This is a genomic window from Oleiphilus sp. HI0061, assembly GCF_001635675.1.
Genome location: NZ_LWFE01001067.1, coordinates 1 through 24,797 on the forward strand (window position 1 = coordinate 1; position 24,797 = coordinate 24,797).

Sequence of the window (24,797 nt, forward strand, 5' to 3'; positions counted from 1 at the left end):
GCAACTTGCTCCCTTAGAAGGTGATATTCAATTTGGACCCGTCGAGAAAGATGATATTGCTTATCTTCCTCAACAAAACATGGTCGATAGAAGCTTCCCTATTACAGTTCAGGAAATGGTCGCTCTTGGCGCCTGGAAACATATGGGTGCTTTCGGGCGATTACGTAGCAAGCATAAAAAGCAAGTCGCACAAGCGCTGCAGCAACTGGGTTTATCAGGGTTTGAAAAACGCTTGATCGGATCTCTTTCAGGAGGGCAAATGCAGCGCGTTTTGTTCGCACGCTTGCTCGTTCAAGAAGCCAACCTAATATTATTAGATGAGCCTTTTACCGGCGTAGACAGCCGAACAACACATGACCTACTACACTTGATTCAACACTGGCATGAACAGGGTAAAACGATTGTTGCAGTACTCCATGACCTTGAGCAAGTAAAGTCTCACTTCCCACATTGCCTTTTGTTATCGCGAGAGCCCATCGCTTTTGGGCCAACTGCCGACGTATTGACTGAGCAAAACTGGCAACGAGCACGACAACTCAACGAAGCCTTTGATGAAAACGCCGTGTATTGCGGGGCTCACTAACAGATGTTCGATCTTTTTATTGCGCCAATTTTAGACTTCTCATTTATGCAACGCGCTATCGTTGGCTGCCTTGCGATTGCGATTAGCGCAGCGCCTATTGGCGTTTTTCTGATGTTAAGACGCATGAGTTTAACTGGCGACGCCATGGCACACGCAATATTGCCCGGTGCAGCGGCAGGCTTTTTTCTGGCCGGCTTATCTATTCAGGCAATGACCATCGGCGGGATTATCGCAGGCTGCCTTGTTGCGCTATTTTCCGGTTTCGTCTCTCGTATGACCGATGTCGCTGAAGATGCCAGTATGGCTGCCTTTTATCTTATTTCTCTGGCAGCAGGCGTCCTGATTATTTCAATTAACGGTAGTCAGGTTGATTTACTACACGTACTTTTCGGTTCCGCGCTGGCTTTGAACAACGAAGCTTTATATTTGCTTGCCGGGGTTTCTACAATTACCTTAATTACACTTGCTCTGCTGTTCAGACCGTTGGTTCTTGAGTGTATGGACAGGCTTTTCCTGCAATCAGTCAGTCGACTAAGTCCAATTGCTCACTTTGCCTTCCTGGTGCTAGTTGTTCTAAACCTTGTTGCCGGCTTTAACGCCCTTGGTACCTTAATGTCTGTGGGTATGATGATTTTGCCTGCAGCCTCTGCAAGGTATTGGGTCAAGAGCCTCGATATGATGCTTTTGGCGTCCTCTTGTTTTGCAATTCTCTGTTGTTATATCGGCTTACTCTTGTCATACCATGCTGGCTGGCCAACCGGGCCGGCGATCATACTGACACTTGGTATGCTCTACGTCTTGTCGTTTTCATTAGGACTTAATGGTAGCCTTTTATCTCGACTTGCCAAACCCAAACATCTCAGCGCATAACTCGTAAATATAGGTAATTTAAATATGAAGTCCTGGTTTAAATCGATCGAAAACGATGCTGAAGGCACCTCCTATCCCTTAGATAAAGTATTAAACGAACTAAACTTCTCTGAAGAGGGTTTAATACCCGTAATAGCCCAGGACCATGAGACGAGAGAGGTGCTAATGTTTGCCTGGATGAATCGCGAGTCATTAAAAGAAACTCTCGAAACCTCCAAGATGTGCTATTGGTCCCGTTCGCGAAAGTCTTTATGGCGCAAAGGAGAAAGCTCTGGCCACTGGCAAAGCCTGGTATCGATGAGAACGGATTGCGACGGTGATGTACTACTAGCCCTGGTCACACAAGATGAAGCAGCTTGTCACACTCATCGTAGAAGTTGCTTCTACCTGAAGTTTGAGCAAGGCGAGGTGGTCATCGCCTCATAAGCTTTCTGCTTTCTGCTTTCTTCGTTTACATCAGTGCTGATACAAATTACTTAAGTGGTCGTATTTATCCAGGATTTCTTGATAGCGACCACTTGATTTAATTTCTGACAAACCACGATCAAAGTCATCTCTGACCAGCTTATCTCGGAATAAAAACGGGTAATGACTTGGTTTAAATAAGGGGTGAAATCTGACCTTTTGACTAAAGCGCTGCTTTGCCAAGCGAGAGTAGCGATCTCCCTGATTTGCCTTATACCAATAATATCCAAAAATACTCTTATCCATCACGATAAAATCAAGCTCTCTGATAAAGAGTAGATTTATCTGAAAATCTTGTTTTGGAACTTCTTGATAATGCCGGTTTGTGCGTGCCATCACAGCATATTCTTTACCCAGAAAGTCTTTCGCTTTTTGAAAACCTACAACCGTTTTATCTTGAAGAAAAGACATAGATATATCTTCAGGGTAGTTCTTGGATGCCAGACTTATTGCGTAGTTTTGAAATGTCACCACGGCTTGGGACAAATAACCACTCTTAACAACATTGGCCTTTGCATTCATCACGGCATCTAACTGCGCATCATCAAACAACTTATATGCTCGCTCAAATGGCACATAAACCGGACGTATATCATAACGCTCAGGATCGAGGCTCGCTCGCAATATATCTAACTCGATGCCTGAGTCAGTTTCTTTAATCACCCAAGGAGGAATTGACATGCTAATGCCAATCTCAAATGGCTGAGGAGCATCTGATTGTACTGTGGAAGGGTCCTTGGCATGCAAGGATAATGAGACACTAGATACTAAAAAGGCGAAAAAAGCGTAGATGAATCTAAACATTGCTTCCTCCGCCTGATAATGAAAATTAACTATCCTTGGGAACTATCTCCGTCCTTTTCAAAGGCTTCTTTAAAACCTTTTCATATAAGAATAATAGTGCTTCTCGAGCTTGATTCAAGCGCGCGCGGGAAAGAGACATATTTTTTACCAAATAGCGTAAAAACTCTTTCACATTAGATTCACTTAAATAACGCGGGCTCCGCAAATCATAATAAGCTAAATACTGCGTAATCCAGTGCTGGTAAGTATGAATGGTTCTGGCACTCAAATGTTGGTGCTTTACCGCTTCAGCCAAGTCTACTGACAACCCCGGTTGACATTCGTCCAATGCAACTGCTGTACTCATATTGATTCCTTTTACTGCTTATAGAGACCTATATGCTTCTTCACTTTCCTTGTGTTGATCTCTTATAATTATTATTTTTTTTATCGTGGACACTGCTATTAACCAGCCTGAGACACAGACTGGTTAGAGACGCTGTAATTTACGCCTTTAATGTTTCAACTTCATTAATGTATTTTTGCATTGCCGCATCAGAAGTCGTTCCTTTCAACTCTTCCCATGCAACATATTTTGCACGTGCAACGAAGTCCATCATACCTGGCTTTTTACCTGAAACGTCACCTTCAGTTGCTTGCTTATACAAAGCATACATCTGCAACTTCTGCTCGTTTGAAAGCTGAACGTCACCTTCCGAGTTTTGAACAAAGTTTACGGTATCTTCAAATTGTTGCTTTAAATCGCTCATAACTTACTCCTGTTAATTTGGCGCGATTATAACTCGCTTAAATACAGATCGGTAGCTCTATAGGTAAAACCACTTTTCCATTTATGTGTATAATCTCACAGTTTTGATAAGTATCTACTTTATCAATAAGATCTAATTTTCTGTTTTCACTAATTTTTGGAGACCACATCTTGGCCAAGAAAAATAAGCTAAATAAAATTGTCAGTAACATTAATTCCTTGCCATCTTTCCTTCGCTCAACAGCGCTGTCTACTTTTTTTGGAAAGATGGTGAAGTTTACCGGCACTGCTGGAATTACAATTGAAGAGCTCAGCTGCGAACGAGCAGTGATTACACTAAAAAATAAAAAGAGTGTGCAAAATCATATTGGTTCAGTGCATGCTGTCGCCAGTATTCTGATCGCAGAGTCTGCTACCGGATATTTGATTGGTATGAACGTACCTGATAGCGCTGTCCCTGTGATCAAAACAATCAAAGCTGACTATGTAAAACGCGCCAAGGGCGACATGAAAGCCGTTGCAACGCTAAGCAAAAAGCAAATTGCTGATATCCAAAAACTCGAAAAAGGTGAAACCACTGTAAAAGTCAGTGTGACAGACGCTGAAGGCAAAGAACCCATTCTTATGGAAATGGTTTGGGCCTGGACACCTAAAAAACGTTAAGCTCTCCACTTAAAAGCTGAGCAAGTGTTATGTGAATCTGCTTAGTTCAGCTTTTAGTATATTCCCCAAAATCACAACAGCTTGCTCTCGCTCTCTGGTCCATTCATGTGCATAACTTAACCGAATATAGTTATGGTACTTACTCGAATCGGTTGAAAAGATTTCTCCTGGCGCAACAATGACGCCCTCGGCCTTAGCCAAATGGTAGAACTCTGTGCTATCTACACCATCAGGCAACTGTATCCATGCAACAAAACCTCCTTGCGGCTTAGTGATGCGTGTTTCTTTGGGAAAGTGTAGCGCAATTAAATCTAGCAACCTATCGCGCCTCTGGCTGTAAACTTCACGAGCATGCCTCAAGTGACGGTCAAAGCGCCCTCTAGACAAAATATCGGCAACCGCCAGTTGGGGTAAAGCAAAGTGACTGGAGTTGCTTAAAAAACGTTGGTACTCAATTTTTTCCCGATATCGCCCTGGCATCACCCAGCCGACACATAGCTGAGGGTCAAGCACCTTCGAAACTGAAGAGCACAGCAGAATTCGGCCACCCTTATCATAAGATTTAACAGCTTTTGGCCTAGCATCACTGTATGACAGCTCTCCGTAAATATCGTCTTCAATCATCGGTAAATCATATTTTTCTAAGAGCTTCGCCAACTTGAGCTTCGCAGTTTCTGGCATCAAGGCTCCCATGGGGTTGCTATAGCTAGGAACTGATAACACAACTTTTACGGGCCACTGCTCGACTGCCAACTGAAGCGCGTCGATGCTCATTCCCCTTACCGGATCTGAAGGAATTTCAAGCGCTTTTAGCCCCAAAGATTCGATTAACTGTAACAAGCCATAATAGCCTGGCGACTCTACCGCAACCACATCACCTTTTTCACACAGAGAGCGTAAACACAATACAATGGCCCCTTGGCAGCCAGCAGTAATAATAATTTCATCAGGTGACACTAACATGCCCGCATCAGAAGCACGTCTGGCGAGCTGCTTCCTTAGTTGAGGACAGCCTTTTCCTGAGTCATAGCCAATGCCGAGAAACTTCTCAGTCCGCACAAGGTTTGCAAATGATTTTTTTAGTTGTTCAATAATAGGGAAGTCACTTGCCGGGACCGCTGCACCGAAGCTGACATTATTTGGTTCTGCCGAACTGGCCAGGACGTCCATGATCAATTCTGAAGTGGTGACTTCATCCGGGCCGCAATCAGAGACAGAGTTGTGGATATGGTCTTTAGATAAATGTTCTACCGGCGCACTGAGCGCAATGGCTTTAACATAATAGCCAGACTTTGGCCTCACCTCAATCAGCCCCCAGTCCTCTAGTAAACCGTAGCTCATTAAAACAGTCGACACACTCACCGAGCGCTGTTTCGCTAATTCCCGAACAGAAGGAAGCTTATCCCCCCTAGCAAAAGTACTTTGCCGAATCTGCTCAGCAAGGTCATTTGCTAACAATTTATAAATAGGCTGTTTCATTGTTGTGCTCCCAGAACCATAACAGTTGTTCAAATATTATACTTAACAGTTCATTCATACTACATCTGTTATGGCTAATTTAGTTAAATTCTAAATCTGTTACGTATCAGACAACCTCCGTATAGTATTCATCTTCAAGCCCTATCATTATTAGTATTGCGAGGAAAGATACGATGAGACATGAAATACTCCCTTCGCCACAAGGTCTTCACAATTACTCAGGCTCATTAAAAGGCCTCACCAATCTATGTCTACGATTTGCCAAGCAATTACACTCGCTAGCATGGCGACTGGAGATACACCGACAACGTAAAAAGCTGCTTCAACTGAGTGATGCTCAATTAAGAGATATTGGCGTGTCCCGACAAGAAGCACAACTCGAAGCAAGTCAGCCTCTATGGAAGTAGAGGCTTAAGCCGTCAAATACCAGGAGGCAAATCACCCTGCTTTCTGTTATAAATAGGCTTCGTATCGGTATAAGAGCATTAAGCTGCCGTCTAATCGTGCAATGCTTATTAAAGATGGGTGAAAACAAAATACTCCATGTCTATCAAGAAAACTCCTTTTCTTACCTTGCTTCTGTCGCTCACATTGTTGATTAGCGTCTTATACGGGCATAAGCATGATGAACAACAGTGGCTATCTATAAACAAACATTACCAACAAGATTTATTAGCAATCGAAGCCCCCATTTTTTTTGATTACCTTGATCGTAGGCTAAACATAGAAGGCCTGGGTTCAGCCCAAAAGATTGATAGCTTAAAAGCTGATTTTGAAGATGGTGAGTCGCTTCCTACGATCAAAGCTATCTTGGAAGATTCAGCTTTTTCCTCCTATATCAAGCAGAATGGCAGCATGTTTCTTGAGAAAGCCATACTGGAAACATGGCATGAGGAGCGGCTTATAATTGAGCAAATGTATCGCGCCACCAGTACAAACTTACTTGGCCTTTCTGCTCAAGACTTCAGCATCAGACAGATCCTCACTCATGTTTTCGCACACCCCTCTCATCCATTGTTTATTTTAGTATTTCTATGTTTTTCAGTTTTATCCTTCTACTTTGAAAAGCGCTTTGGCGCCTTTAAGCTGTACTGCTATTTTCTGTTTTCGATGTTTATTTCTTCACTCACCTATCTATTATTCACAACCAAAAGCAATGCCGTCTTAGTTGGGCCTCTTGGTGCTATCTATGGCCTGGCAAGCCCGCTAGTGTTAGACAAACTAAAGAATTTCCAAGCCAAAAGAGAGTCCTTGCAACCCTCAAAATCGGCCTTATTCATGTTACTAATGCTTACTCTAAGCTTAATCACCTATACCGTTTTACATACGCTCGACCAACCTAGGCCTAGCATATATCTTCTTGCAAGCATGCTGCTTCCGGCACTCTCAACAGGCATTTTCATGAGCTTAAGCATGAAAGTTGCAGCGAAAGAAACCCCAAAAAACAAGCCAAGAATAACTGCCTCCGTTGATTGGGAGTACAGAGCAGAGCTTTCAAAAGCAATGGAATTCCTATCGCGCTTCGAGTTCAATACTGCACGCCAGTTATTGCGATCACTGGGTGCTAAATATCCCGAATCACGAGCAATATTGGAGCAGCGTTACAACTTGGCAAAATTGCATACTGAAGACTCGAGCTATTGGAAGCATGCACAGAACCTTATTGAACTGTGTGTCCGTAAATCAGACTACGAAAGAATGTGTCGATTATTTTCCGACATTCAAAAAAATGCTGCTAGTAAAAAAAGGGCTCAAGAATGCTTACAGCCCGAGCACTATCATAAGATGATGATGCTTTTTATTAAACATGGAGACCTGCCTAAAGCTGAGCAAGCCTTCTTGTTTCTCGAACTTGCTGGCAACCAACATATTACACAAGATGCTTGCCTCTTGCTTATTCAGGAGTTCAAAATAAGGCATACTGCTGCTAAACAACAGCAATATGAAATGCTACTCGAGCGACTCAAGGCTTAGTTATGAAAGCAAGCACTTTCGACCTAATCAGACATGGCGAACCCGTTGGTGGACAACTACTACGAGGTTCACAAGACGACCCCTTATCAGACTTGGGCTGGCAGCAAATGCACGACAGTGTAGGGGGTCATAAACCCTGGACCCGGATAGTGACTTCACCATTAAGTCGCTGTCAGGCCTTTGCCAATAAGCTAGGGGAAGACCTAAGCCTCTGCGTCGACATAAACCCGATGTTTCGTGAAATTTCCTTTGGTGAATGGGAAGGAAAGAGCGTCAAAGAACTGATGAAACACGACCCAAAGGCATTAAGAAACTACTGGGAAGACCCCGATAATCACGCTCCCCAAGGCTCCGAGCGAATGTCTGATTTCATTCAGCGTATTCATACAGCTTGGGAAGCCTTAGTGCTCGAATATCAAACTGAGCATACTTTACTTGTATGCCATGGGGGCGTTATCCGAGCTATATTAACCCACGTACTAGGTATGCCTAGTGACAGGCTTTGGAATATTGATGTACCTTATGCCAATGTAAGCCGACTCGCTTATCATCACTTTCCCGATGGCGGCCATACTGCTCAACTTAAATTTCACCAAGCACGCTTCTCTCAAGACTAAGCTCCACCTTTCTTCGTTCTGCACCTGAAGATGCACCTTTTTCGAGTATTTTTTGTACCAGTCATTTCCCTTGACGCACGTCAAGGCAGCTTACGCCTAGTGCGCATAAACTGATCCCCTAACAATGCAGGAGGAATGGATAGATGAAACCGCTTGAGGTGACCGAAGACTTGGCGCCCTTACTAAACAAATACGACGTTTACGGGCCAAGATACACATCTTATCCAACTGCACTTCAGTTCAATGATAACTTTACTGAAGCTGACTATCGTACTCATGCTCAGGCAAGTAACCAGTTGCCTGTTCCCAAGCCTCTTTCTGTTTATATCCACATTCCATTTTGTAAGTCACTTTGTTACTACTGTGGCTGCAACAAGATTGTGACGCACAAGCAGCAGCTAGCCACTGACTACCTCGATTATCTATATCGGGAAATCGAAATGCACGGCAAGTACTATGCTGACGACCGTTTACTGCAACAGATTCATTTTGGTGGTGGCACTCCCACATTTTTAAGCCCTCAGCAATTACGTGAAGTCATGGAAGTGCTGGCACAATCCTTCCACCTAGGTCTTCCTGACTCATTAGAAATTGGCATTGAAGTTGACCCACGTACAGTCACACCAGAAGAAATGACCGAATTAGTGACCATGGGCTTTAACAGAATCAGTATCGGCGTTCAGGACTTTGACCCTGAAGTGCAGAAAGCTATCAACCGTGAGCAAAGTAAAGAGCAGGTTGAAGCGGTTATCCAGTCAGCTCGCGATAACAAAGTTGATTCAGTATCTATTGATATTATTTACGGCCTGCCAAAACAGTCTCGCGCAAGTTTTTCGAATACGCTTGATGAAGTCATTCGTATTAAACCGGATCGAATCGCACTCTATAATTACGCACATATGCCTCAACGCATTCCGGCGCAAAGGCTGATTCACTCAGGCGACCTTCCAGGAACAGCAGAAAAACTTGAAATATTCACCGATAGTATCCAACGCTTAACTGAAGCGGGCTATATCTATATCGGTATGGATCACTTTGCACTACCTACTGACAGCTTGGCTAAAGCCCTTGATACAGGTGGTTTGCAGCGTAACTTCCAAGGCTATTCTACACATGCAGAATGCGATGTAATTGGTATTGGTGTCAGTGCTATCAGCCGGGTCAATGATGGCTATAGCCAGAATGTCACCGAAGTATCCAAGTACAAAACCGCCGTTGATAAAGGGCACTTACCTATCAAACGCGGCGTTAATCTCAATACCGATGACCGCATCCGTGCAGATCTAATCCAACAAATTATGTGTGACGGTGTCGTTGATTACAGTGACTTCGGTGACGGTCACGATATTTTTTTCCACCGTTATTTCAACAGTGAACTCAGTAGCTTGAATGACCTCGCAAGCGATGGTTTGATCGAATTAAATGACCAAGGATTCAAGGTGACACCCAAAGGAAGAATCTTTCTGCGGAACATCGCTATGACATTTGATGCATATTTTAATCAAACAACTCTACAGAATACTGAGCAACCAAGGTATAGTAAGACACTATAATTAAAATTTTATGGTGGTTTACGTATGCCGAGCTCAAATTCTGTGGCATCTCCGTCCTTTTTGAAGTGCGGACAGTGCTCTCTTGGAAAACTTTGCTTGCCAGTAGGGTTAGACTCAAATGACATGGTTTCGTTAGAAAACATTATTGAGCCTTCGTCCCCCTATAAAGAAAACGAGACCGTCTACCAGTCAGAACAACACTTTGAAAGGATCTACGCCGTTAAATCGGGCATGTTCAAAACCGTGGTTATTGATGCGAACGGTAATGAGCATATTGTCGGCTTCCACCTACCCGGTGAGCTTTTCGGCCTGGATGCGATCTACCCTCAGAAATATATTTCAACGGCTATTTCTCTTGGTACTTCCTCGGTTTGTGGTATTAACTACAACGATTTAGAAAGCCTTGCAGCGAAGCTTCCCTCTTTACAACGCCAGCTGTTTAGCTTAATGAGTAAGGAAGTGCATACTTCGCAATCAATGACCGTCGAGCATTCTGCTGACCAGAAACTAGCCGGTTTTATCCTCGCATTATCTTCACGCTACAAGCAGCGTGGTTATTCCGACACCCGCATTAACCTCATGATGCCGCGTCGCGATATTGCTAATCACTTAAATATGGCCGCCGAAACGGTTAGCCGTTTATTTAAGCGTTTTCAAAAAGAAGGCTTGCTAGAAATTAAGCGTACAGACTTACACATCATCGATATGAATGGCTTAAAAGAACTCGCAGGCTGCGCTTCGGCTTGTTAAACAAGGAGCGCGCGTGAGTAAACTTAAAGTCTTTTTGTTTGTCTTTGTCCTTTCTCTGGTTTCAGTCAATATCGCAAGCGACTACTATCGCGATGACCTTTATCGTTTAGCGATCGATTTTGAAGCCTCAAAAGCAAACCTTCTACCTAAAAAAATCTCGATTGAAGGCAAACCTTACGCTTATCTGGAAAACTCTCGCCAAGATAAGCTCGGCACAATCATCATGCTGCACGGCTTTAGCGCCAATAAAGAAAACTGGATACGTTTTTCTGAACCGCTAGCTGACAAGTATCACCTTATCGCTCTAGATTTAATGGGCCATGGTGATAGCACTATCGACATGAGTCAGTCTTACTCCATCGTCGAGCAAAGCGCATTCGTAAAACAGTTTGCAAGTGCCTTGAATCTCAAACGCTTCCATCTAGTCGGTAATTCTATGGGAGGCGCCATTTCATCACTTTACGCAGCAACCTACCCAGAGCAGGTTCTATCGATAACCCTAATTAGCCCTGCGGGTATCCATGATATTCCCTCAAAAATGGATGAGCTTTTATCTCAAGGTATCAACCCCCTAATCGCGTCAAACACTGATGAGTTCAACGAGCTTATGGACTTTGTAATGGAAGATAAGCCTTTCATACCCGACGTTATCACCAAGGTCGAAGCAGAAAAGTCCATTCGCCGCCTGGAAATCAATCAGAAAATATTCAAAGATATTCGTAGTGACTTGGGCAAGGGGCTGGAGCAAAAGTTCACCAGTATCATTGCGCCTACTCTAATTATTTGGGGTGAACAAGACAGGGCTATTAACGTAAAAAACATCGACAAATATACAAAATTAATCTCTGGTGCCCAACAGCTGGTACTCGAAGATATTGGCCACCTTGCCATGCTTGAGGCTCCAAGTGTTTCCGCAGAGGCAATGCTTGAGTTTTTACCCAAGCCTTCTTCTTAATACTACGTATAGAGTTAAAATGAACAGCACAATCAAGGAAAAAAAGGACTACCTGTTGCATTGGATGTATGACTTTATCGAAGATGATGAAGAGCCAGCATACTTGGCGCAGCATGTAGAGGAGTGCGACCAGCTAATTACAGCATTTATCCATGATGTGACTAGCAATCACCAAAACAATGATTTTTCTTGGGTTTCTACCCAAATTGAGTCTTTGGTGAAAAAACTAAATGACCTGAACTTCAAACTCGACCATCAGCTAATTGAGACCGACCAACGAGAAGATATTTGCGCCCTGATTAAACTAGTTGTACAAAGCGCTGGCCACGAGTATTCCGAAGATATCACTGAGCGATGGAGAACGTGGTAAATACCTCAGTACCACTATTGCAAACCCAAAACCCCTCTTTGTATATATTTTGATCTACATCAATTATCTTTACTATTAATCAACCCTTCCTTCCGCCATGTGATTCACATCAAAGCTTTCCCTAGTCTCTAGCTTCATGATGAGAAACTATAAGAACGACAAAAATCAGGTACATGCCGTAGAGTTTCAACTCTGTTACCTCTCTTTTCTTTCGTTTTCCGATTTTTGAATCTGAACTCACGATTAGGAGGCATACATGTCTAATGTAAACGTTGCTTTTGTCACGGGCGGAACCGGTGGAATAGGTACTGCGATCTGCCAAACACTACATGATGAAGGCTACACCGTTGTTGCTGCATCCAGCAGCCAAGAAAAAGCCGACAACTGGCAAGCGCAACTCAAAACACAAGGCTATGACATTAAAACCTGTGTACTGGAGGTTGCTGATTTTGACAGTTGTACCCGCAATATTCTTGATATTGAAGAAAGCATTGGCCCCATTGCAGTTTTGGTGAATACCGCTGGTATCACTCGCGATACCAGCTTAAAACGAATGTCACCACAAAAATGGCAAGAGGTCATTGATGTGAACCTGAGTGGAACCTTCAATACTTGTCGGAATGTCATCGAGTTCATGTTGAAACGCCAATACGGGCGAATTATTAATATCTCTTCTATCAACGGTGAAAAGGGCCAATTTGGTCAAGTGAATTACGCTGCCAGCAAAGCTGGCATTCATGGTATTACCATGTCACTAGCGCAAGAAGTAGCCAGCAAAGGCATTACTGTTAACACTATTTCCCCTGGTTATATAGCAACTGAAATGGTGATGGCGGTCGAAGAGAGTATAAGAAACCAAATTATCGCCCAAATTCCGGTCGGCAGGCTGGGTGATCCAAAAGAAATAGCGAGACTTGTTGCTTTCTTATCAGACAAACAGTCTGGTTTTATCACTGGATCAAATCTTTCCATTAACGGCGGTCAGCACATGCACCACTAGTAAATAACAAGGAGACATACATGAACGAATTTATCGATTCATTAAGCGAACAAGCGAAACGCTTTGTTGAGCCTGCAAAAGAAGTGAATAGATTGCTACTGAATAACGTAGGTGAGTTAGTTGATATTCAAGCGCAAGCCTTTGCAAACTACGCTGAAATGGGTATAGCCCAGGCAAAATCGGCATTAGAGATCAGAAATAGCGATTCACTGAACGCCTTTGTAGAGCAACAATCTGAATTTTCTGAGACTGTTCAAGCTCAGTTTAAGGGCGATGCAGAAAAGCTTACTGACTTGGCTAACCAAACCGCTGAGGGCTTAAAACAGGTGTTTTCTAAAGAGACTGTATAAGCCATTCAACCTCAGTATAGTAAGTTCAACTATCAGGGGCGACTAACGCGCCCCTTATTTTCTTCGCTATTTCTAATTCTAAAAAACATTCATCAAACTGCTATTTGTTCACGTTTGATAAAAAGACTACTATAAGCAGCTCAAAACAAAAGACCAGTGAAAAGGAAGCTAAGTGAACCAGCACATAGCCAAAATGCGACACATGCTTGAGAAGAAGTTCAAAGCAAACTTAGCGGAATGGGACCGTTTCCTAGATTTTTTCCATGTTCAAGAACTCGATGAAGGTGATCATTGGATTCGAGCAGGGGATGCCTGCGAAGAGTTTTTCTATATTTCTGACGGCATTCTCAGGCTCTACTATGTCGACCAAGAAGGCAACGAAGTAAACGAAGGCTTTTATGAAGAAGGTCAAATGCTGGGCCCCATATCAAGCTTCGTAAATGGCACACCCTGCCCCTATTATATTCAAGCACTCGAACCCGCCAGCCTTGTTGTCGCGAACTACCATCAATTTCATTCCTATGGTTATGATGATCCCGAGTTATTACGTTTCGAAATCACCTTTATGCATGAACTCTTCGTACGCAATGCTAAACGCGATGCCAAGCGGCTACTCAATAACGGTGAACAACGTTACAAGTGGTTTTGTAAAGAATACCCTCACTTCCTGGAGCGCATCCCCCAATACCATATCGCCTCGTTTCTCGGCATGACGCCCGTTAGCCTGTCCCGCCTTCGAAAAAAGTTTTCTCAATAGCCTCAGCTAGCCATCTATAAGGAACAAATACTTACCAAGTTTTGCTTGCTGCTCCCCACGCACTGGTCAATAATTAATCAAGACCTACCGCTACTGAGGAGTGTTCATATGCCTGTTAGCCAAATCGACACCCGACTTAATATATCGTCCGTACCTGAAAAAACTACTTCTAGTGACGCAAGGTCTTCACCGCAAAGTGATGGCACAGAGCAAATTGGTCAAGTAGAGGCCCTTCGCAAAGAATTCAATGCTGCCGTGTTGAATGCTAACTACGAAGTTAGCCTCAGCGTCAAGAACGAACCTCTGAGCCTGCTTTATCAGACCGCTATCGATGCGATCAATAAAGAGCTAGAAGGTGACTTTGGCGAAAACTCAATCCAGTCCGGTTATGAGCAAGGCCTGGACGTCTCACCCGAAGCGACAGCGGGCCGGATTGTTAATTTCTCGACTAGCCTGTTTCCACTTTATCAACAACAACACCCTGAATTGAACGAGAGTGAGCAAGTCGAAAAGTTTGTCGATATTATTAGCGGTGGTATTGATACCGGATTTTCTGAAGCACGCGAGATACTCGATGGATTAGGAGTGTTAGAAGGTGAGATTGCCGAGAATATCGATAAGACCTATGACTTGGTTCAGGAAGGCTTGCAAGCCTTCAAGAAGCAGTTTGAGGTGCAGGAATAGCTTAATTATTCTCCCACCAGCACGCGAATGGCACAAAAAAGCCGAACTAGGAAACTCTAGCTCGGCTCTGTTTGCTGCTTGTTTATCTAAAGACTTTAGATATCCAATGCCAAACGCGTACCCTGATTAATTGCACGTTTTGCATCAAGTTCTGCAGCCACATCAGCACCACCAATCAGGTGATATGGCTTATTCAAGCCCTCAACTAATTCACGCAGTGGCTCCTGGCCCGCGCACAAGATAACGTTATCCACATCAAGTACTTTCTTCTCACCTGCGACATCAATGTGAATACCTTGATCGTCCACTTTCTCGTAAGTACAGGCAGGTATCATGTTGACGCCTTTGTTATTTAGACCCGTGCGATGAATCCAGCCTGTTGTTTTTCCTAGCTTCGCGCCAACTTTAGACTTCTTACGCTGTAATAAGTAGATTTCTCTAGCAGAAGGGCTAACTTGCGCTTCAACGCCCTCAATGCCACCACGAGCCTCTAGCGACATATCAACACCCCATTCTTTCATAAAGGCTTCGATATTTTGGCTTGTTGCTTCACCTGAGTGGGCTAAGTATTCCGATACATCAAAACCGATACCACCTGCACCGATTACCGCTACTTTCTTACCCACTTCTTTCTTATCGCGAAGTACATCGATATAACTCAGTACTTTAGGGTGATCAATACCCTCTATTTCAGGTGTACGTGGGCTAATACCGGTAGCTAGAATAACTTCATCAAAATCGCCCTGATTTAAGTCCTCTGCTGTCAAACGCTGACCAAGCTGAAGGTTTACACCCGTCTTCTCGATCATCTTGCCAAAGTAACGGATCGTTTCGTAAAACTCTTCCTTGCCGGGTACTTGCTTAGCAATATTGAACTGCCCGCCAATTTCATTTGCTGAATCAAATAAAGTTACTGTATGTCCACGCTCAGCTGCCGACGTCGCAAATGCTAAACCAGCTGGGCCCGCGCCAATAACAGCCAACTTCTTAGCCGTTNCTACTGGAGATGAAGCAAACTCTGTTTCGTGACATGCCTTCGGATTCACCAAGCAGCTAGTTAGCTTGCCGCTAAATACGTGGTCAAGACAAGCCTGGTTACAACCGATACAAGTGTTGATCTCGTCGCTCTTGCCCTCAAAAGCTTTCTGAACAAAGTCAGGATCCGCAAGGAATGGGCGTGCCATCGACACCATATCGGCATCGCCACGCTCTAGAACTTCTTCAGCCACTTCCGGCGTATTAATACGGTTAGAAGTGATCAATGGAATATTAAGCTCTTTTTTGAACTTAGCGGTTACCCAAGTAAATGCTGCGCGCGGTACTTTTGTCGCAATTGTTGGGATACGTGCTTCATGCCAACCAATACCAGTGTTGATGATGGTTGCACCTGCTTTTTCAATCGCCTTACCTAGCTGTAGTACTTCTTCATAGCTGCTTCCACCCTCAACCAAGTCGAGCATAGACAAACGGTATATAATAATAAATTTTTCACCCACGGCTTCACGTGTACGACGCACGACTTCTACAGCCAAGCGCATACGGTTTTCGTATTCGCCACCCCATTGGTCATCACGCTTATTAGTACGCTTCGCTAAGAACTGGTTAATGAAATAACCTTCTGAGCCCATGATTTCAACGCCGTCATAACCACCTTTTTGAGCATTAACCGCTAACATTACGATATCACTGATCTGCTTTTCGATACCGGCTTCATCAAGTTCTTTTGGTGGAAAAGGGTTAATCGGTGCCTGAACAGCAGAAGGCGCAACCAAATTAGGGTTAAACGCATAGCGACCCGTATGTAGAATCTGCATACAGATCTTACCACCCGCTTCATGAACGGCATCAGTAATAGTTCGATGTGCTAGTGCGTCTTCTTCTGTCTTAATTGACTTGGTATGAGGATGCGTAGCACCTTCCTGGTTTGGACCAAAACCGCCCGTAACAATCAGGCCAACTCCACCGCGAGCGCGTTCTGCAAAGAAAGCAGCCATTCGTTCATGGCCATCTTTTTCTTCTTCCAAGCCTGTATGCATTGAACCCATCAAAACACGGTTTTTTAAAGTCGTGAAACCTAAGTCCAATGGCTTTAACATATTTGGATATAATTCTGCTGACATCTCTCTCTCCGCTGACGCTTTTAATTTTTTCTTAGGTTCATTCCACCCTCATCATTCCCACATACAAGGTGAATTGCCCTGCAAAATAGGGCCACCTGGTTGGAGCGGGAATCCATTTGTCTGAATGACCTAGCTTATATTCATCCTATGCAAATCTTTTCATAACGTCCTTATCATTTGTTAATGTGCTAAATTTTTTCTATCGCAATAATCTTTAGTACAAGTACGGCACACTGATAGACGTATTGATAAGAACATTAATAGAGGAGCATAGCACCGTGTCGAAATATTGCGCGCCAATCACTGATATGATATTCCATATAAAGGGCAATTCTGCTATCGACAATGACGATGCGGGCTTAATTCTCGACCAGGCTGCAGAGTTTTCAGAGCAAGTCTGGGGCAGCGTCAATCAACATGGAGACCAAAATGGCTGTCGTTACAAGGATGGTAAAGTACTACTAGACCCTAAGATTCGCGACGCATTTAAAGCTTTTTCTGAAGCAGGGTGGATGGGAATCTCGATGCCAGAGGAGTGGGGTGGGCAAGCGCTACCTGAAGCACTTAGCTCAAAGGTATCGGAAATGTTGACCAGTACCAACCAATCTTTATGCATGTTCACAGCGCTCACCAGCTCTGCATGTAAAGCTCTGATTTCATTCGGTAATGATGAATTAAAACAAACCTACCTTCACAACATGGTATCAGGTAATTGGACGGGCACCATGTGCTTAACTGAATCTCATTGCGGTTCCGACCTAGGTGAAATTAAAAGTAGCGCAAAGATTAATGCTGACAACAGTTACGCGATATCAGGTACCAAAATCTTTATCTCTACAGGTGATCATGACGCTAGTGACAATATTATTCATTTAGTACTCGCTCGTATTAAGGGTGCACCTGAAGGTATTAAAGGCCTATCTTTATTTTTGGTGCCAAAAATTTTTCCAGACAATAATGAATATAACTCCCTTAGTTGTATTGGTATTGAAGAAAAAATGGGGATACACAGCAACCCTACCTGCACGATGGCCTTTGAAGAAGCAAAAGGCTTCCTGGTTGGCGAAGAGAATGGCGGTATTAAAGCCATGTTCAAAATGATGAATGAGATGCGTCTGGGAACCTCCTTACAAGGCGTGGGTATGAGTGAACAGTCTTTTCAGGCCTCGTATCAATATGCTGTCGAACGTGTTCAGGGCCAGTCCCTGGATAAAAAATTGCGCGGACAAACCACTGGTTTGATAGGTCACGCTGACGTGCGCAGGATGCTCCTCACTCAAAAAGCGTTTGCTGAGGGGGGTCGAGCATTTTGCCACTATTGTGCAGAGCTGCTTGATAGGGAAAAAGCCGGAAACGATGCCGAGGCCGCAAAACTACTAGGTTTACTTACGCCTATCGCCAAGGCATTTCTCACCGAAACCGGTCAAGAGTCTGCTTCTTTAGCTGTCCAGGTTTATGGCGGCCATGGTTATATTACCGAAACTGGCGTCGAGCAAATCTACCGTGATGGACGGATTTCTACGCTTTATGAGGGAACAACGGGGATTCAGTCTCTCGACTTGCTAGGAAGAAAGGTATTGGGCGACCAAGGCCAGGCACTGATGTTATTTACAAAACAGCTTCATGTGCTCTCCAAATCGATACTTAAACAAGACAGCGATACCGAGCTAATCCAGCTTGCTGAGCAAGTAAAAACTCTCAGTAAAGAATGGCCACAAATGATTCAAAACGTCGGTATGAAAGCTCTCCAAGATCACGGCGAAGTCGGCGCTGCTGCCTATGACTTTCTGATGTATTCAGGTTATGTAACCTTGGCTTATTTCTGGCTGGAAATGGCAGCTAAAGCCGAAGCCAAGCTTCAAGATAACGATACCACGACATTCTCAGAAAGCTTTTTGAAAGGCAAGATAAAGACCGCCAAGTTCTACTTTGCGCGTATCTTACCGCGGATTCAAGCACACCAGGCGGCGCTGCAATCCGGGGCTGAGAGTTTGTCATTACATGAAGAAGATGAGTGGTACTTTTAAGAACTTCAACGGGATTATTTTTTGTAGGCAGAGGGTTCCACCACTCTCTAAGAATCTGCCTATGGGAGCTGTTTCGAGCATCGCACTCATTTAGATACAAAAAAACCCGGAGCTTTTCAGCGCCGGGTTTTTAGTCTTAAGGAAGCTAATTTAAGCTTGCTTAGGACCTGCATCAACGATCGCATCAGATACGTCAAACTTCTTGAAGTTTTCAACAAACTGAGAGATCAAATCAGCTGCTTTTGCATCGTACGCTGCTGGATCTTCCCAAGTATTACGTGGGTTAAGCAACTTAGCATCAACACCTTCCAATGAAGTTGGAACGTCTAGATTCAAGGCTTCCAAGTGCTCTGTTTCAGCATCAGCCAAAGCGCCGCTCTGGATTGCGCTGATGATTGCACGAGTCACCGGAATGCTGAAACGTTGGCCTGTGCCGTAAGCACCGCCTGTCCAGCCCGTGTTAACCAAGTAAACCTTAGAACCGAACTCTTCCATACGCTTCATTAACAATTCAGCGTAAACGCCTGCTGGGCGTGGGAAGAAAGGTGCACCGAAACAGGTAGAGAACGTAGACTTCAACTTAGAGTCTGAACCCATCTCTGTAGAACCAACCAATGCCGTGTAACCACTTAAGAAGTGGTAAGCCGCACCTTCTTTAGACAACAATGATACTGGAGGTAGTACACCCGTCATATCACAAGTCAAAAATACGATAGCGTTTGGCTCGCCTGCTAAGTTTTCAGCAACACGTTTTTCAACGTGCTCTAGCGGGTAGGCACAACGACCGTTTTCAGTAATGCTTGTATCTGTGTAATCTGGTAGACGCTTATCATCAGAAAGCGCTACGTTTTCTACGATTGCACCGAACTTGATCGCATCCCAAATGATTGGCTCATTCTTTTGAGATAGATCAATAGTCTTCGCATAGCAGCCGCCTTCAATATTGAAGACAACGCCTTTGCCCCAACCGTGCTCGTCATCACCAATAAGGTAACGCGCAGGGTCAGCAGACAAGGTAGTTTTACCTGTACCTGACAAACCGAAGAACAATGTTGTTTCGCCGTCATCACCAACGTTTGCAGAACAATGCATTGGTAATACGTCTTTCTCTGGCAACAAGAAGTTCTGAACAGAGAACATTGCTTTCTTCATTTCACCCGCATAACGCATACCTGCAAGCAAAACGCGACGCTTGGCGAAGTTGATGATTACTGTACCGTCACTATTAGTACCGTCACGCTCAGGTACACACTCAAAGCTTGCAACGTTTAGGATTTCCCATTCTTGCTTATCGGCCTGGTTATATTGCTCAGGGCGGATAAACAGATTGCGACCAAACAGGTTCTGCCAAGCAGTTTCTGTTGCAACCTTAACAGGTAGATAGTGATCAGCATCTGCACCCACGTGAAGGTGAGAAAGATAGCTATCTCGCTCAGCCAAATACGCCTCGACTCGTTCCCACAAAGCATCGAACTTTTCAGGGTCGAATGGTCGGTTAATTGGACCCCAGCCGATTGCATCCGAAGTACTCGGCTCATCAACAATATAGCGGTCCATAGGAGAGCGTCCTGTTCTTTTGCCGGTGGTAACGACTAAAGAACCATTAGCAGCCAAGCTGCCTTCTTTGCGCTCAAGTGCGTGCTCTACCAATACGGCTGAGCTTAGATCAACATAAGTGTTACTCACTTCGACCTCACTTGGGTTAAGTTTGACTACGTTTTAGCTTTTTCTAAAACAGAGCCTGGAAAAATTTGGGGCGCCATTATGCCAAATTGTTGTACAAAAAACGACTAAATTTAGAAGCAAGTCATTTTTGTTCACTTTAAAACATACAAAGGCGATAGATTTTCAGATTAGAACTTGCATAAGGCTTATATGTAATATTTTCACCTTATTCAAACAAATAAGCCTAATGGGGCTCGCCTAGATCGAATAAATTTTGTACATCTGTCCGATCAAAAGTGTAACGTGCAGCACAAAATTGACAATCTACTGTAATCTCGGCTTCATGCTCCAGTATATCCAGCGCTTCTTCTTTTCCTAAGCTTTGAATTGATGCCGCCGTGCGCTCTTTGGAACACGAACATTTAAACTGTACTGGCTCAGATTGATAAGTAATCACTTTTTCTTCGTGGAATAGTCGCACCAGCAAGGTTTCATTATCTGTGCTCACGAGTTCTTCTGAGGACAATGTCTTAGCCAGTTGGGTCACCCTGTCCCATGCATCCTGATCTTCAATTTCTCTATAGCCTGGTAGTTTTTGTAACATTAAGCCATAGCAACCTAGCTCATCAGCACCTAGTACCATATAGGTATCGAGCTGTTCAGACATTTCAAAGTACTGCTCTAAACACTCAGACAGTGTTTCACGCTCTAAGGGGACGATCCCCTGATAGCGGTTTCCTCGATCAGGGTCGATGGTAATCACTAACTGCGCATTGCCTAAATAATCTTTTAACGGCAGACCTTCTTCAATGTCACCTTGCCAATGCGCAACCCCTTTAAAGGTCTTCAGGTTCGTCGTTTCTGCCATCAACAAACTTAGCGCCCCTTCACCTCGCGCATGAATAGACAGACGACCATCAAACTTCAAGGTTCCGGTTAGCAGAACTGAGGCTGCGATCGTTTCACCCAGGAGCGCTTTAACTTCTGAAGGGTAAGACATGTTTTTGCTCGCCTGCTGGAAGCTCTCTCCTAAGCGTACCCACTCACCTCGAATTTGCAGCTCTTCAAAAAGGAACTTCTGGAAAGTATCTTGATCAATCATGTATATATCCTGTTACTTCGAGTCTTATCACATTAAAGATAGAGCTCATTCAGATTCTGAATTTATATTCTTAAAACGGTGAATGCGTCGGCGGTCGCGTTTATTTGGCCTTTTAAAAGGTGCGGGTAGGCCTGCCATTGCTTGCTTTCGTTCCGCCAGCGCCTCCTCTCTTTTTACAATACTTTCTTCTGTCTCACGATAGAGTTCTTGAGCCAAGCTCGCATTTTTTCTGCGATCACTTAAACCTTCAACAATAACGACCTTATCAAACCAACCCTGGCGAATGGTTAGTTCTGCACCGATATCAACTGTCTTACCAGGTTTACAGCGTTGTTGATTATAATGCACCTTACCACCATCAATTGCCTCTTTCGCCAAGCTTCTGGTCTTGAAGAAGCGAGCAGCCCAAAGCCACTTATCAATTCTTACTTTTGCGTCTGTACTCATTTACAACAAGTCTCTAAAGTCACGAACTAAGGGAAAATCTCCTTGCTCTCTGTCAGGCTTCTGGCTATCAGGCTGGGCAATTGAATATAAGTGCTTAATACCAAATTCTTTTGCAGCGGCAAGTACCGCCTCATTATCATCAAAGAAAGCTGTTTTTTCTTTATCAAAGGGCCTTGCCTTATGAAGTCGCTGCCAGAAGTCAGACTGTTCTTTAGCCAAGCCATAATCGTGAGAACAAATGATCTCGTCAAAGAAGTCAGCCAAGTCGGTTTGCTCAAGCTTGACACTAATACTACCTTGATGGGCATTGGTAAGGATGGCCATCTCTACAGGCATATTTTTGACGGCTCCCAGGAATTCCTTAACATGAGGTCGATACGCAATTTTATTACTTACTTCTTTCTTTAGTTCCACAATATCGACGTTGAGCGCATCAGACCAGAAATCGAGACAGTACCAATTTAGGGAACCATGATGTGCTTCGTACATAGCATGAAGCGACTTCACTGCATCGTCATGACTAAGGCTCTTCAGCTCCGTATAACGCTTTGGCAAATATTCTAGCCAAAAGTAGTTATCGAAATGGAGGTCTAGTAGCGTACCGTCCATATCGAAGAAAACTGTTTCTATCTGATTCCAGTCGATCATGAAACTCTCTATACTGTCGTAAAACGGCTATTCTAGCGCTCGGAATCTGTTCACACAAACACTCCTCTAAGAGTTATTAGCCGAAGCCAACTATTTCAACACACTTTATATTGGATATTACAAACCCTCATGAATGAGCTAGTACAACTTTTACCAGATTTAAAGAAAATCGTTATCGATGCGGGCGAGGCTATTCTCGAAGTTTATAACTCCGATTCGCCAATCGAAGTTGAGAACAAGGCCGATGACTCTCCGGTTACCAAAGCTGACCACGCCGCTCATATCGTGATAGACCAAGGCTTAACAAGCTTAGCTCTAAACTACCCTGTTCTTTCTGAAGAAGGTGGTATGCCTGAGTTTTCTGAGCGCTCTTCATGGCAGCGTTATTGGCTGGTTGACCCTTTAGACGGTACTAAAGAATTTATTAATAAAAATGGCGAGTTTACCGTCAATATTGCTTTGATCGAAGACGGTGAAGCTATTCTGGGGCTTGTCTACGTTCCTGTTACACAAACACTGTATTACGGATTAAAAGGGCAAGGAGCCTGGAAAGAAGAAAAAGGTGCTAAGACTGAGCTTAAGGTGAGCGCAGTCAATACTCAGGACACACTGGCTGTTGTTGGTAGCAGGCGCCACGGAGCTGAAGCCTTGGATGAACTTCTTAAGCATGTCGCTGAGGTATTTGACGATATTAATTTAGTCAGCATGGGTAGTTCACTGAAAATCTGTGCCATTGCGGAAGGAACGGCTCATTGGTATCCGCGCTTAGCGCTCACAAGCGAGTGGGATACCGCGGCTGCACACGCCGTACTCAATGCTGCGGGTGGTGAAATCCTCGATATCGATCTGAAACCTCTCACTTACAACCAGAAAGAAGATATTTTAAATCCATTCTTTCACGCCTTAGGCGATCAGAGCTTTGACTGGAAAGCGCTTATTCAAAAGGCATCAAACTAAACTAGTTTGAATAGAAATAAAAAAGGCTGGTATCACACCAGCCTTTTTTATTTGAAAGAAGAAGTGAAGCTTATTCTTCTTCCTGGGAAACTATCGCGCTGACTTTACGACCGGTCATTGTACAACCTAAGCAGCGGATAAACGCTGTATTAAAAGGCCCAGCCACCAGTTCATCGAAGGACTCCTCAACATTACCACCTAAGGCAGAAAATGGTGAAGAAACGATAAAGATTGCTGCACCTAAGATAGTTGTCGCAATCATTACGGGTCTTACAAACAAGGCGTCGCCGGTCATCGCAACGGCTGAAGGCGTTTCTTCAATCGTGTTTGACCAGCCCGTCGCGGGTAGCGCCAACACAAGGCTGAACATAATAACTTTTAGGGCTTTGGTAAATTGGCTGTACATGAACTTGTCTCCTTGGGTGCCTTTCACATAGTGTTCAGTATCTGGTGTTTGCTTGAATAGCCTAAGCTTACTGAACAAATGCCTGAAATCTGTCGTTGATTTCAGTATAGACACAATATCTCCACTGTCGAATCGGGCGAATAGATTATTTTTGACACTGTGAACAGTACACCGTTGCACGATTACCTTGCCTGATTTCCTTTAGCGCTTGTCCACACTCGACACAGGCTTCACCCCCTCGGCCATACACATTCAGCTCTTGCTTAAAGTATCCTGGCTTTCCATCACTTCCCACAAAGTCTTTTAGAGTTGTACCTCCTTGTTTGATGGATTTACGCAAGACCTCTTTGATGGTATCTGCAAGCAAGTTATAGCGCTTTAAAGAGATTTGAGAGGCTGATCGAATAGGAGAGATGCCCGCTTTGAACAAAGCTTCGTTTGCATAAATATTGCCAACACCAACAACAAGCTTACTATTCATCAGGAACTGTTTAACCGCTTGTTTTCTCTTTTTGGCAGCTTGATGAAGATACGCTCCGTCGAACTCCTCATTTAGAGGTTCAAGCCCCAAAGAAGCAATTAAAGGATGCGCTTGCCAATTGGAAGACCATAATATGCTGCCAAACCTTCGCGGATCGTTAAAGCGCAGTATTTTTCCACAGGAAAGGTGGAATTCAACATGATCATGTTTTATCCGTGGCGTCCTCTCGTCGACTATACGCAAACTCCCAGACATACCTAAATGCAGCAGTATACTTCCGTCAGGGACACAGATGATTATATACTTACCTCGCCTGAGAACA

The 24,797-nt window shown here is 44.0% G+C and carries 28 protein-coding genes; 17 read left to right on the top strand and 11 right to left on the bottom strand.

The window, feature by feature from the left end; all coding sequences use genetic code 11:
- The 3 genes from A3735_RS14675 to hisI form a co-directional block, all read left to right on the top strand.
- Window positions 1–583: metal ABC transporter ATP-binding protein (locus tag A3735_RS14675; protein ID WP_068638203.1), on the top strand; the 583-nt coding region annotated here is incomplete at its 5' end.
- Window positions 584–586: 3 nt separating this feature from the next.
- A complete protein-coding gene (locus A3735_RS14680) occupies window positions 587–1,453 on the top strand; it encodes a metal ABC transporter permease (RefSeq protein WP_068508719.1) in 867 nt (288 codons plus the stop codon).
- A gap of 24 nt (window positions 1,454–1,477) precedes the next feature.
- Window positions 1,478–1,879 (top strand): phosphoribosyl-AMP cyclohydrolase, encoded by a 402-nt coding sequence (gene hisI / locus A3735_RS14685; RefSeq protein WP_068508721.1) that lies wholly within the window; start codon window positions 1,478–1,480, stop codon window positions 1,877–1,879.
- 30 nt (window positions 1,880–1,909) lie between these two features.
- Here hisI and A3735_RS14690 read toward each other — a convergent pair whose 3' ends face one another.
- From A3735_RS14690 to A3735_RS14700, 3 genes are all read right to left on the bottom strand, one after another.
- Window positions 1,910–2,599, bottom strand: coding sequence for an ABC transporter substrate-binding protein (locus A3735_RS14690; protein ID WP_068760715.1), 690 nt, complete (start codon window positions 2,597–2,599; stop codon window positions 1,910–1,912).
- Between the two features lie 148 nt (window positions 2,600–2,747).
- Entirely contained in the window at window positions 2,748–3,068 is a 321-nt protein-coding gene (locus tag A3735_RS14695) for a site-specific integrase (RefSeq protein WP_068508725.1), read from the bottom strand.
- A 139-nt stretch (window positions 3,069–3,207) separates the two neighbouring features.
- Window positions 3,208–3,471, bottom strand: coding sequence for an acyl-CoA-binding protein (locus A3735_RS14700; protein ID WP_068508728.1), 264 nt, complete (start codon window positions 3,469–3,471; stop codon window positions 3,208–3,210).
- A 170-nt stretch (window positions 3,472–3,641) separates the two neighbouring features.
- On the opposite strand from A3735_RS14700, the gene A3735_RS14705 reads away from it, so the two are divergent.
- Window positions 3,642–4,133, top strand: a complete 492-nt coding sequence (locus tag A3735_RS14705) for a DUF4442 domain-containing protein (RefSeq protein ID WP_068508730.1) — start codon at window positions 3,642–3,644, stop codon at window positions 4,131–4,133.
- Between the two features lie 27 nt (window positions 4,134–4,160).
- On the opposite strand, the gene A3735_RS14710 is transcribed toward A3735_RS14705, so the two are convergent.
- Window positions 4,161–5,612, bottom strand: coding sequence for a PLP-dependent aminotransferase family protein (locus tag A3735_RS14710; protein WP_068508731.1), 1,452 nt, complete (start codon window positions 5,610–5,612; stop codon window positions 4,161–4,163).
- Window positions 5,613–5,785: 173 nt separating this feature from the next.
- Between A3735_RS14710 and A3735_RS14715 the strand changes: the two genes are divergently transcribed.
- The 11 genes from A3735_RS14715 (at window position 5,786) to A3735_RS14765 (ending at window position 14,622) form a co-directional block, all read left to right on the top strand.
- Entirely contained in the window at window positions 5,786–6,019 is a 234-nt protein-coding gene (locus A3735_RS14715; protein WP_068508732.1) for a DUF1127 domain-containing protein, read from the top strand.
- A gap of 136 nt (window positions 6,020–6,155) precedes the next feature.
- The gene (locus A3735_RS14720) at window positions 6,156–7,586 is read left to right on the top strand and encodes a rhomboid family intramembrane serine protease (RefSeq protein ID WP_068508734.1); all 1,431 of its coding nucleotides are present in this window, start codon (window positions 6,156–6,158) and stop codon (window positions 7,584–7,586) included.
- A gap of 2 nt (window positions 7,587–7,588) precedes the next feature.
- Window positions 7,589–8,203, top strand: a complete 615-nt coding sequence (locus A3735_RS14725; RefSeq protein WP_068508738.1) for a histidine phosphatase family protein — start codon at window positions 7,589–7,591, stop codon at window positions 8,201–8,203.
- 143 nt (window positions 8,204–8,346) lie between these two features.
- Window positions 8,347–9,756, top strand: coding sequence for an oxygen-independent coproporphyrinogen III oxidase (gene hemN / locus A3735_RS14730; RefSeq protein ID WP_068508739.1), 1,410 nt, complete (start codon window positions 8,347–8,349; stop codon window positions 9,754–9,756).
- 96 nt (window positions 9,757–9,852) lie between these two features.
- Window positions 9,853–10,506: a helix-turn-helix domain-containing protein gene (locus A3735_RS14735; protein WP_197469823.1), complete on the top strand. Its 654-nt coding sequence runs from the start codon at window positions 9,853–9,855 to the stop codon at window positions 10,504–10,506.
- 13 nt (window positions 10,507–10,519) lie between these two features.
- Window positions 10,520–11,461 carry an alpha/beta fold hydrolase gene (locus tag A3735_RS14740; RefSeq protein ID WP_068508744.1) on the top strand — a complete coding sequence of 314 codons (942 nt, stop codon included), beginning with the start codon at window positions 10,520–10,522 and terminating at the stop codon, window positions 11,459–11,461.
- A gap of 19 nt (window positions 11,462–11,480) precedes the next feature.
- Entirely contained in the window at window positions 11,481–11,831 is a 351-nt protein-coding gene (locus A3735_RS14745; RefSeq protein ID WP_068508746.1) for a hypothetical protein, read from the top strand.
- A 256-nt stretch (window positions 11,832–12,087) separates the two neighbouring features.
- A complete protein-coding gene (phbB, locus tag A3735_RS14750; protein WP_068508748.1) occupies window positions 12,088–12,831 on the top strand; it encodes an acetoacetyl-CoA reductase in 744 nt (247 codons plus the stop codon).
- 20 nt (window positions 12,832–12,851) lie between these two features.
- A complete protein-coding gene (locus tag A3735_RS14755; RefSeq protein ID WP_068508750.1) occupies window positions 12,852–13,181 on the top strand; it encodes a phasin family protein in 330 nt (109 codons plus the stop codon).
- Window positions 13,182–13,353: 172 nt separating this feature from the next.
- Entirely contained in the window at window positions 13,354–13,938 is a 585-nt protein-coding gene (locus A3735_RS14760; RefSeq protein ID WP_068508752.1) for a Crp/Fnr family transcriptional regulator, read from the top strand.
- Between the two features lie 108 nt (window positions 13,939–14,046).
- Window positions 14,047–14,622, top strand: a complete 576-nt coding sequence (locus tag A3735_RS14765) for a DUF5610 domain-containing protein (protein WP_068508755.1) — start codon at window positions 14,047–14,049, stop codon at window positions 14,620–14,622.
- 95 nt (window positions 14,623–14,717) lie between these two features.
- Here the strand turns inward: A3735_RS14765 and A3735_RS14770 are convergent, their stop codons facing one another.
- On the bottom strand, window positions 14,718–16,742 hold the full coding sequence (locus A3735_RS14770; protein ID WP_068638204.1) for an NADPH-dependent 2,4-dienoyl-CoA reductase: 2,025 nt from the start codon (window positions 16,740–16,742) through the stop codon (window positions 14,718–14,720).
- 278 nt (window positions 16,743–17,020) lie between these two features.
- Here A3735_RS14770 and A3735_RS14775 point away from each other — a divergent pair, with 278 nt between their 5' ends.
- A complete protein-coding gene (locus A3735_RS14775; RefSeq protein ID WP_156499685.1) occupies window positions 17,021–18,769 on the top strand; it encodes an acyl-CoA dehydrogenase C-terminal domain-containing protein in 1,749 nt (582 codons plus the stop codon).
- A gap of 150 nt (window positions 18,770–18,919) precedes the next feature.
- Here A3735_RS14775 and A3735_RS14780 read toward each other — a convergent pair whose 3' ends face one another.
- From A3735_RS14780 to yrfG, 4 genes are all read right to left on the bottom strand, one after another.
- The gene (locus A3735_RS14780) at window positions 18,920–20,455 is read right to left on the bottom strand and encodes a phosphoenolpyruvate carboxykinase (protein ID WP_068508763.1); all 1,536 of its coding nucleotides are present in this window, start codon (window positions 20,453–20,455) and stop codon (window positions 18,920–18,922) included.
- A gap of 223 nt (window positions 20,456–20,678) precedes the next feature.
- Entirely contained in the window at window positions 20,679–21,536 is an 858-nt protein-coding gene (gene hslO, locus A3735_RS14785) for an Hsp33 family molecular chaperone HslO (RefSeq protein ID WP_068508766.1), read from the bottom strand.
- Between the two features lie 45 nt (window positions 21,537–21,581).
- On the bottom strand, window positions 21,582–21,983 hold the full coding sequence (gene hslR / locus A3735_RS31000; RefSeq protein WP_068508767.1) for a ribosome-associated heat shock protein Hsp15: 402 nt from the start codon (window positions 21,981–21,983) through the stop codon (window positions 21,582–21,584).
- Window positions 21,984–22,631 carry a GMP/IMP nucleotidase gene (gene yrfG, locus A3735_RS31005; protein WP_068508769.1) on the bottom strand — a complete coding sequence of 216 codons (648 nt, stop codon included), beginning with the start codon at window positions 22,629–22,631 and terminating at the stop codon, window positions 21,984–21,986. It lies immediately after the preceding gene.
- Window positions 22,632–22,760: 129 nt separating this feature from the next.
- On the opposite strand from yrfG, the gene cysQ reads away from it, so the two are divergent.
- Window positions 22,761–23,588, top strand: a complete 828-nt coding sequence (gene cysQ / locus A3735_RS14800) for a 3'(2'),5'-bisphosphate nucleotidase CysQ (protein ID WP_068508771.1) — start codon at window positions 22,761–22,763, stop codon at window positions 23,586–23,588.
- Window positions 23,589–23,658: 70 nt separating this feature from the next.
- Here cysQ and A3735_RS14805 read toward each other — a convergent pair whose 3' ends face one another.
- Together A3735_RS14805 and mutM are read right to left on the bottom strand one after the other, a co-directional pair.
- The gene (locus A3735_RS14805) at window positions 23,659–24,108 is read right to left on the bottom strand and encodes a hypothetical protein (RefSeq protein ID WP_231882561.1); all 450 of its coding nucleotides are present in this window, start codon (window positions 24,106–24,108) and stop codon (window positions 23,659–23,661) included.
- 31 nt (window positions 24,109–24,139) lie between these two features.
- Window positions 24,140–24,797 (bottom strand): bifunctional DNA-formamidopyrimidine glycosylase/DNA-(apurinic or apyrimidinic site) lyase (mutM, locus tag A3735_RS14810; protein WP_082885893.1); only part of this gene is annotated, 658 nt, incomplete at its 5' end.

Coding starts and splice junctions, on each gene's coding strand:
- A3735_RS14695 (WP_068508725.1), bottom strand. CDS start 3,068: ATGAGTACAGCAGTTGCATTGGACGAATGTCAACCGGGGTTGTCAGTA.
- yrfG (WP_068508769.1), bottom strand. CDS start 22,631: ATGATCGACTGGAATCAGATAGAAACAGTTTTCTTCGATATGGACGGT.
- A3735_RS14725 (WP_068508738.1), top strand. CDS start 7,589: ATGAAAGCAAGCACTTTCGACCTAATCAGACATGGCGAACCCGTTGGT.
- A3735_RS14710 (WP_068508731.1), bottom strand. CDS start 5,612: ATGAAACAGCCTATTTATAAATTGTTAGCAAATGACCTTGCTGAGCAG.
- hemN (WP_068508739.1), top strand. CDS start 8,347: ATGAAACCGCTTGAGGTGACCGAAGACTTGGCGCCCTTACTAAACAAA.
- A3735_RS14720 (WP_068508734.1), top strand. CDS start 6,156: ATGTCTATCAAGAAAACTCCTTTTCTTACCTTGCTTCTGTCGCTCACA.
- A3735_RS14765 (WP_068508755.1), top strand. CDS start 14,047: ATGCCTGTTAGCCAAATCGACACCCGACTTAATATATCGTCCGTACCT.
- A3735_RS14680 (WP_068508719.1), top strand. CDS start 587: ATGTTCGATCTTTTTATTGCGCCAATTTTAGACTTCTCATTTATGCAA.
- hslO (WP_068508766.1), bottom strand. CDS start 21,536: ATGATTGATCAAGATACTTTCCAGAAGTTCCTTTTTGAAGAGCTGCAA.
- A3735_RS14690 (WP_068760715.1), bottom strand. CDS start 2,599: ATGTCAATTCCTCCTTGGGTGATTAAAGAAACTGACTCAGGCATCGAG.
- hslR (WP_068508767.1), bottom strand. CDS start 21,983: ATGAGTACAGACGCAAAAGTAAGAATTGATAAGTGGCTTTGGGCTGCT.
- A3735_RS14715 (WP_068508732.1), top strand. CDS start 5,786: ATGAGACATGAAATACTCCCTTCGCCACAAGGTCTTCACAATTACTCA.
- A3735_RS14745 (WP_068508746.1), top strand. CDS start 11,481: ATGAACAGCACAATCAAGGAAAAAAAGGACTACCTGTTGCATTGGATG.
- phbB (WP_068508748.1), top strand. CDS start 12,088: ATGTCTAATGTAAACGTTGCTTTTGTCACGGGCGGAACCGGTGGAATA.
- cysQ (WP_068508771.1), top strand. CDS start 22,761: ATGAATGAGCTAGTACAACTTTTACCAGATTTAAAGAAAATCGTTATC.
- A3735_RS14700 (WP_068508728.1), bottom strand. CDS start 3,471: ATGAGCGATTTAAAGCAACAATTTGAAGATACCGTAAACTTTGTTCAA.
- hisI (WP_068508721.1), top strand. CDS start 1,478: ATGAAGTCCTGGTTTAAATCGATCGAAAACGATGCTGAAGGCACCTCC.
- A3735_RS14755 (WP_068508750.1), top strand. CDS start 12,852: ATGAACGAATTTATCGATTCATTAAGCGAACAAGCGAAACGCTTTGTT.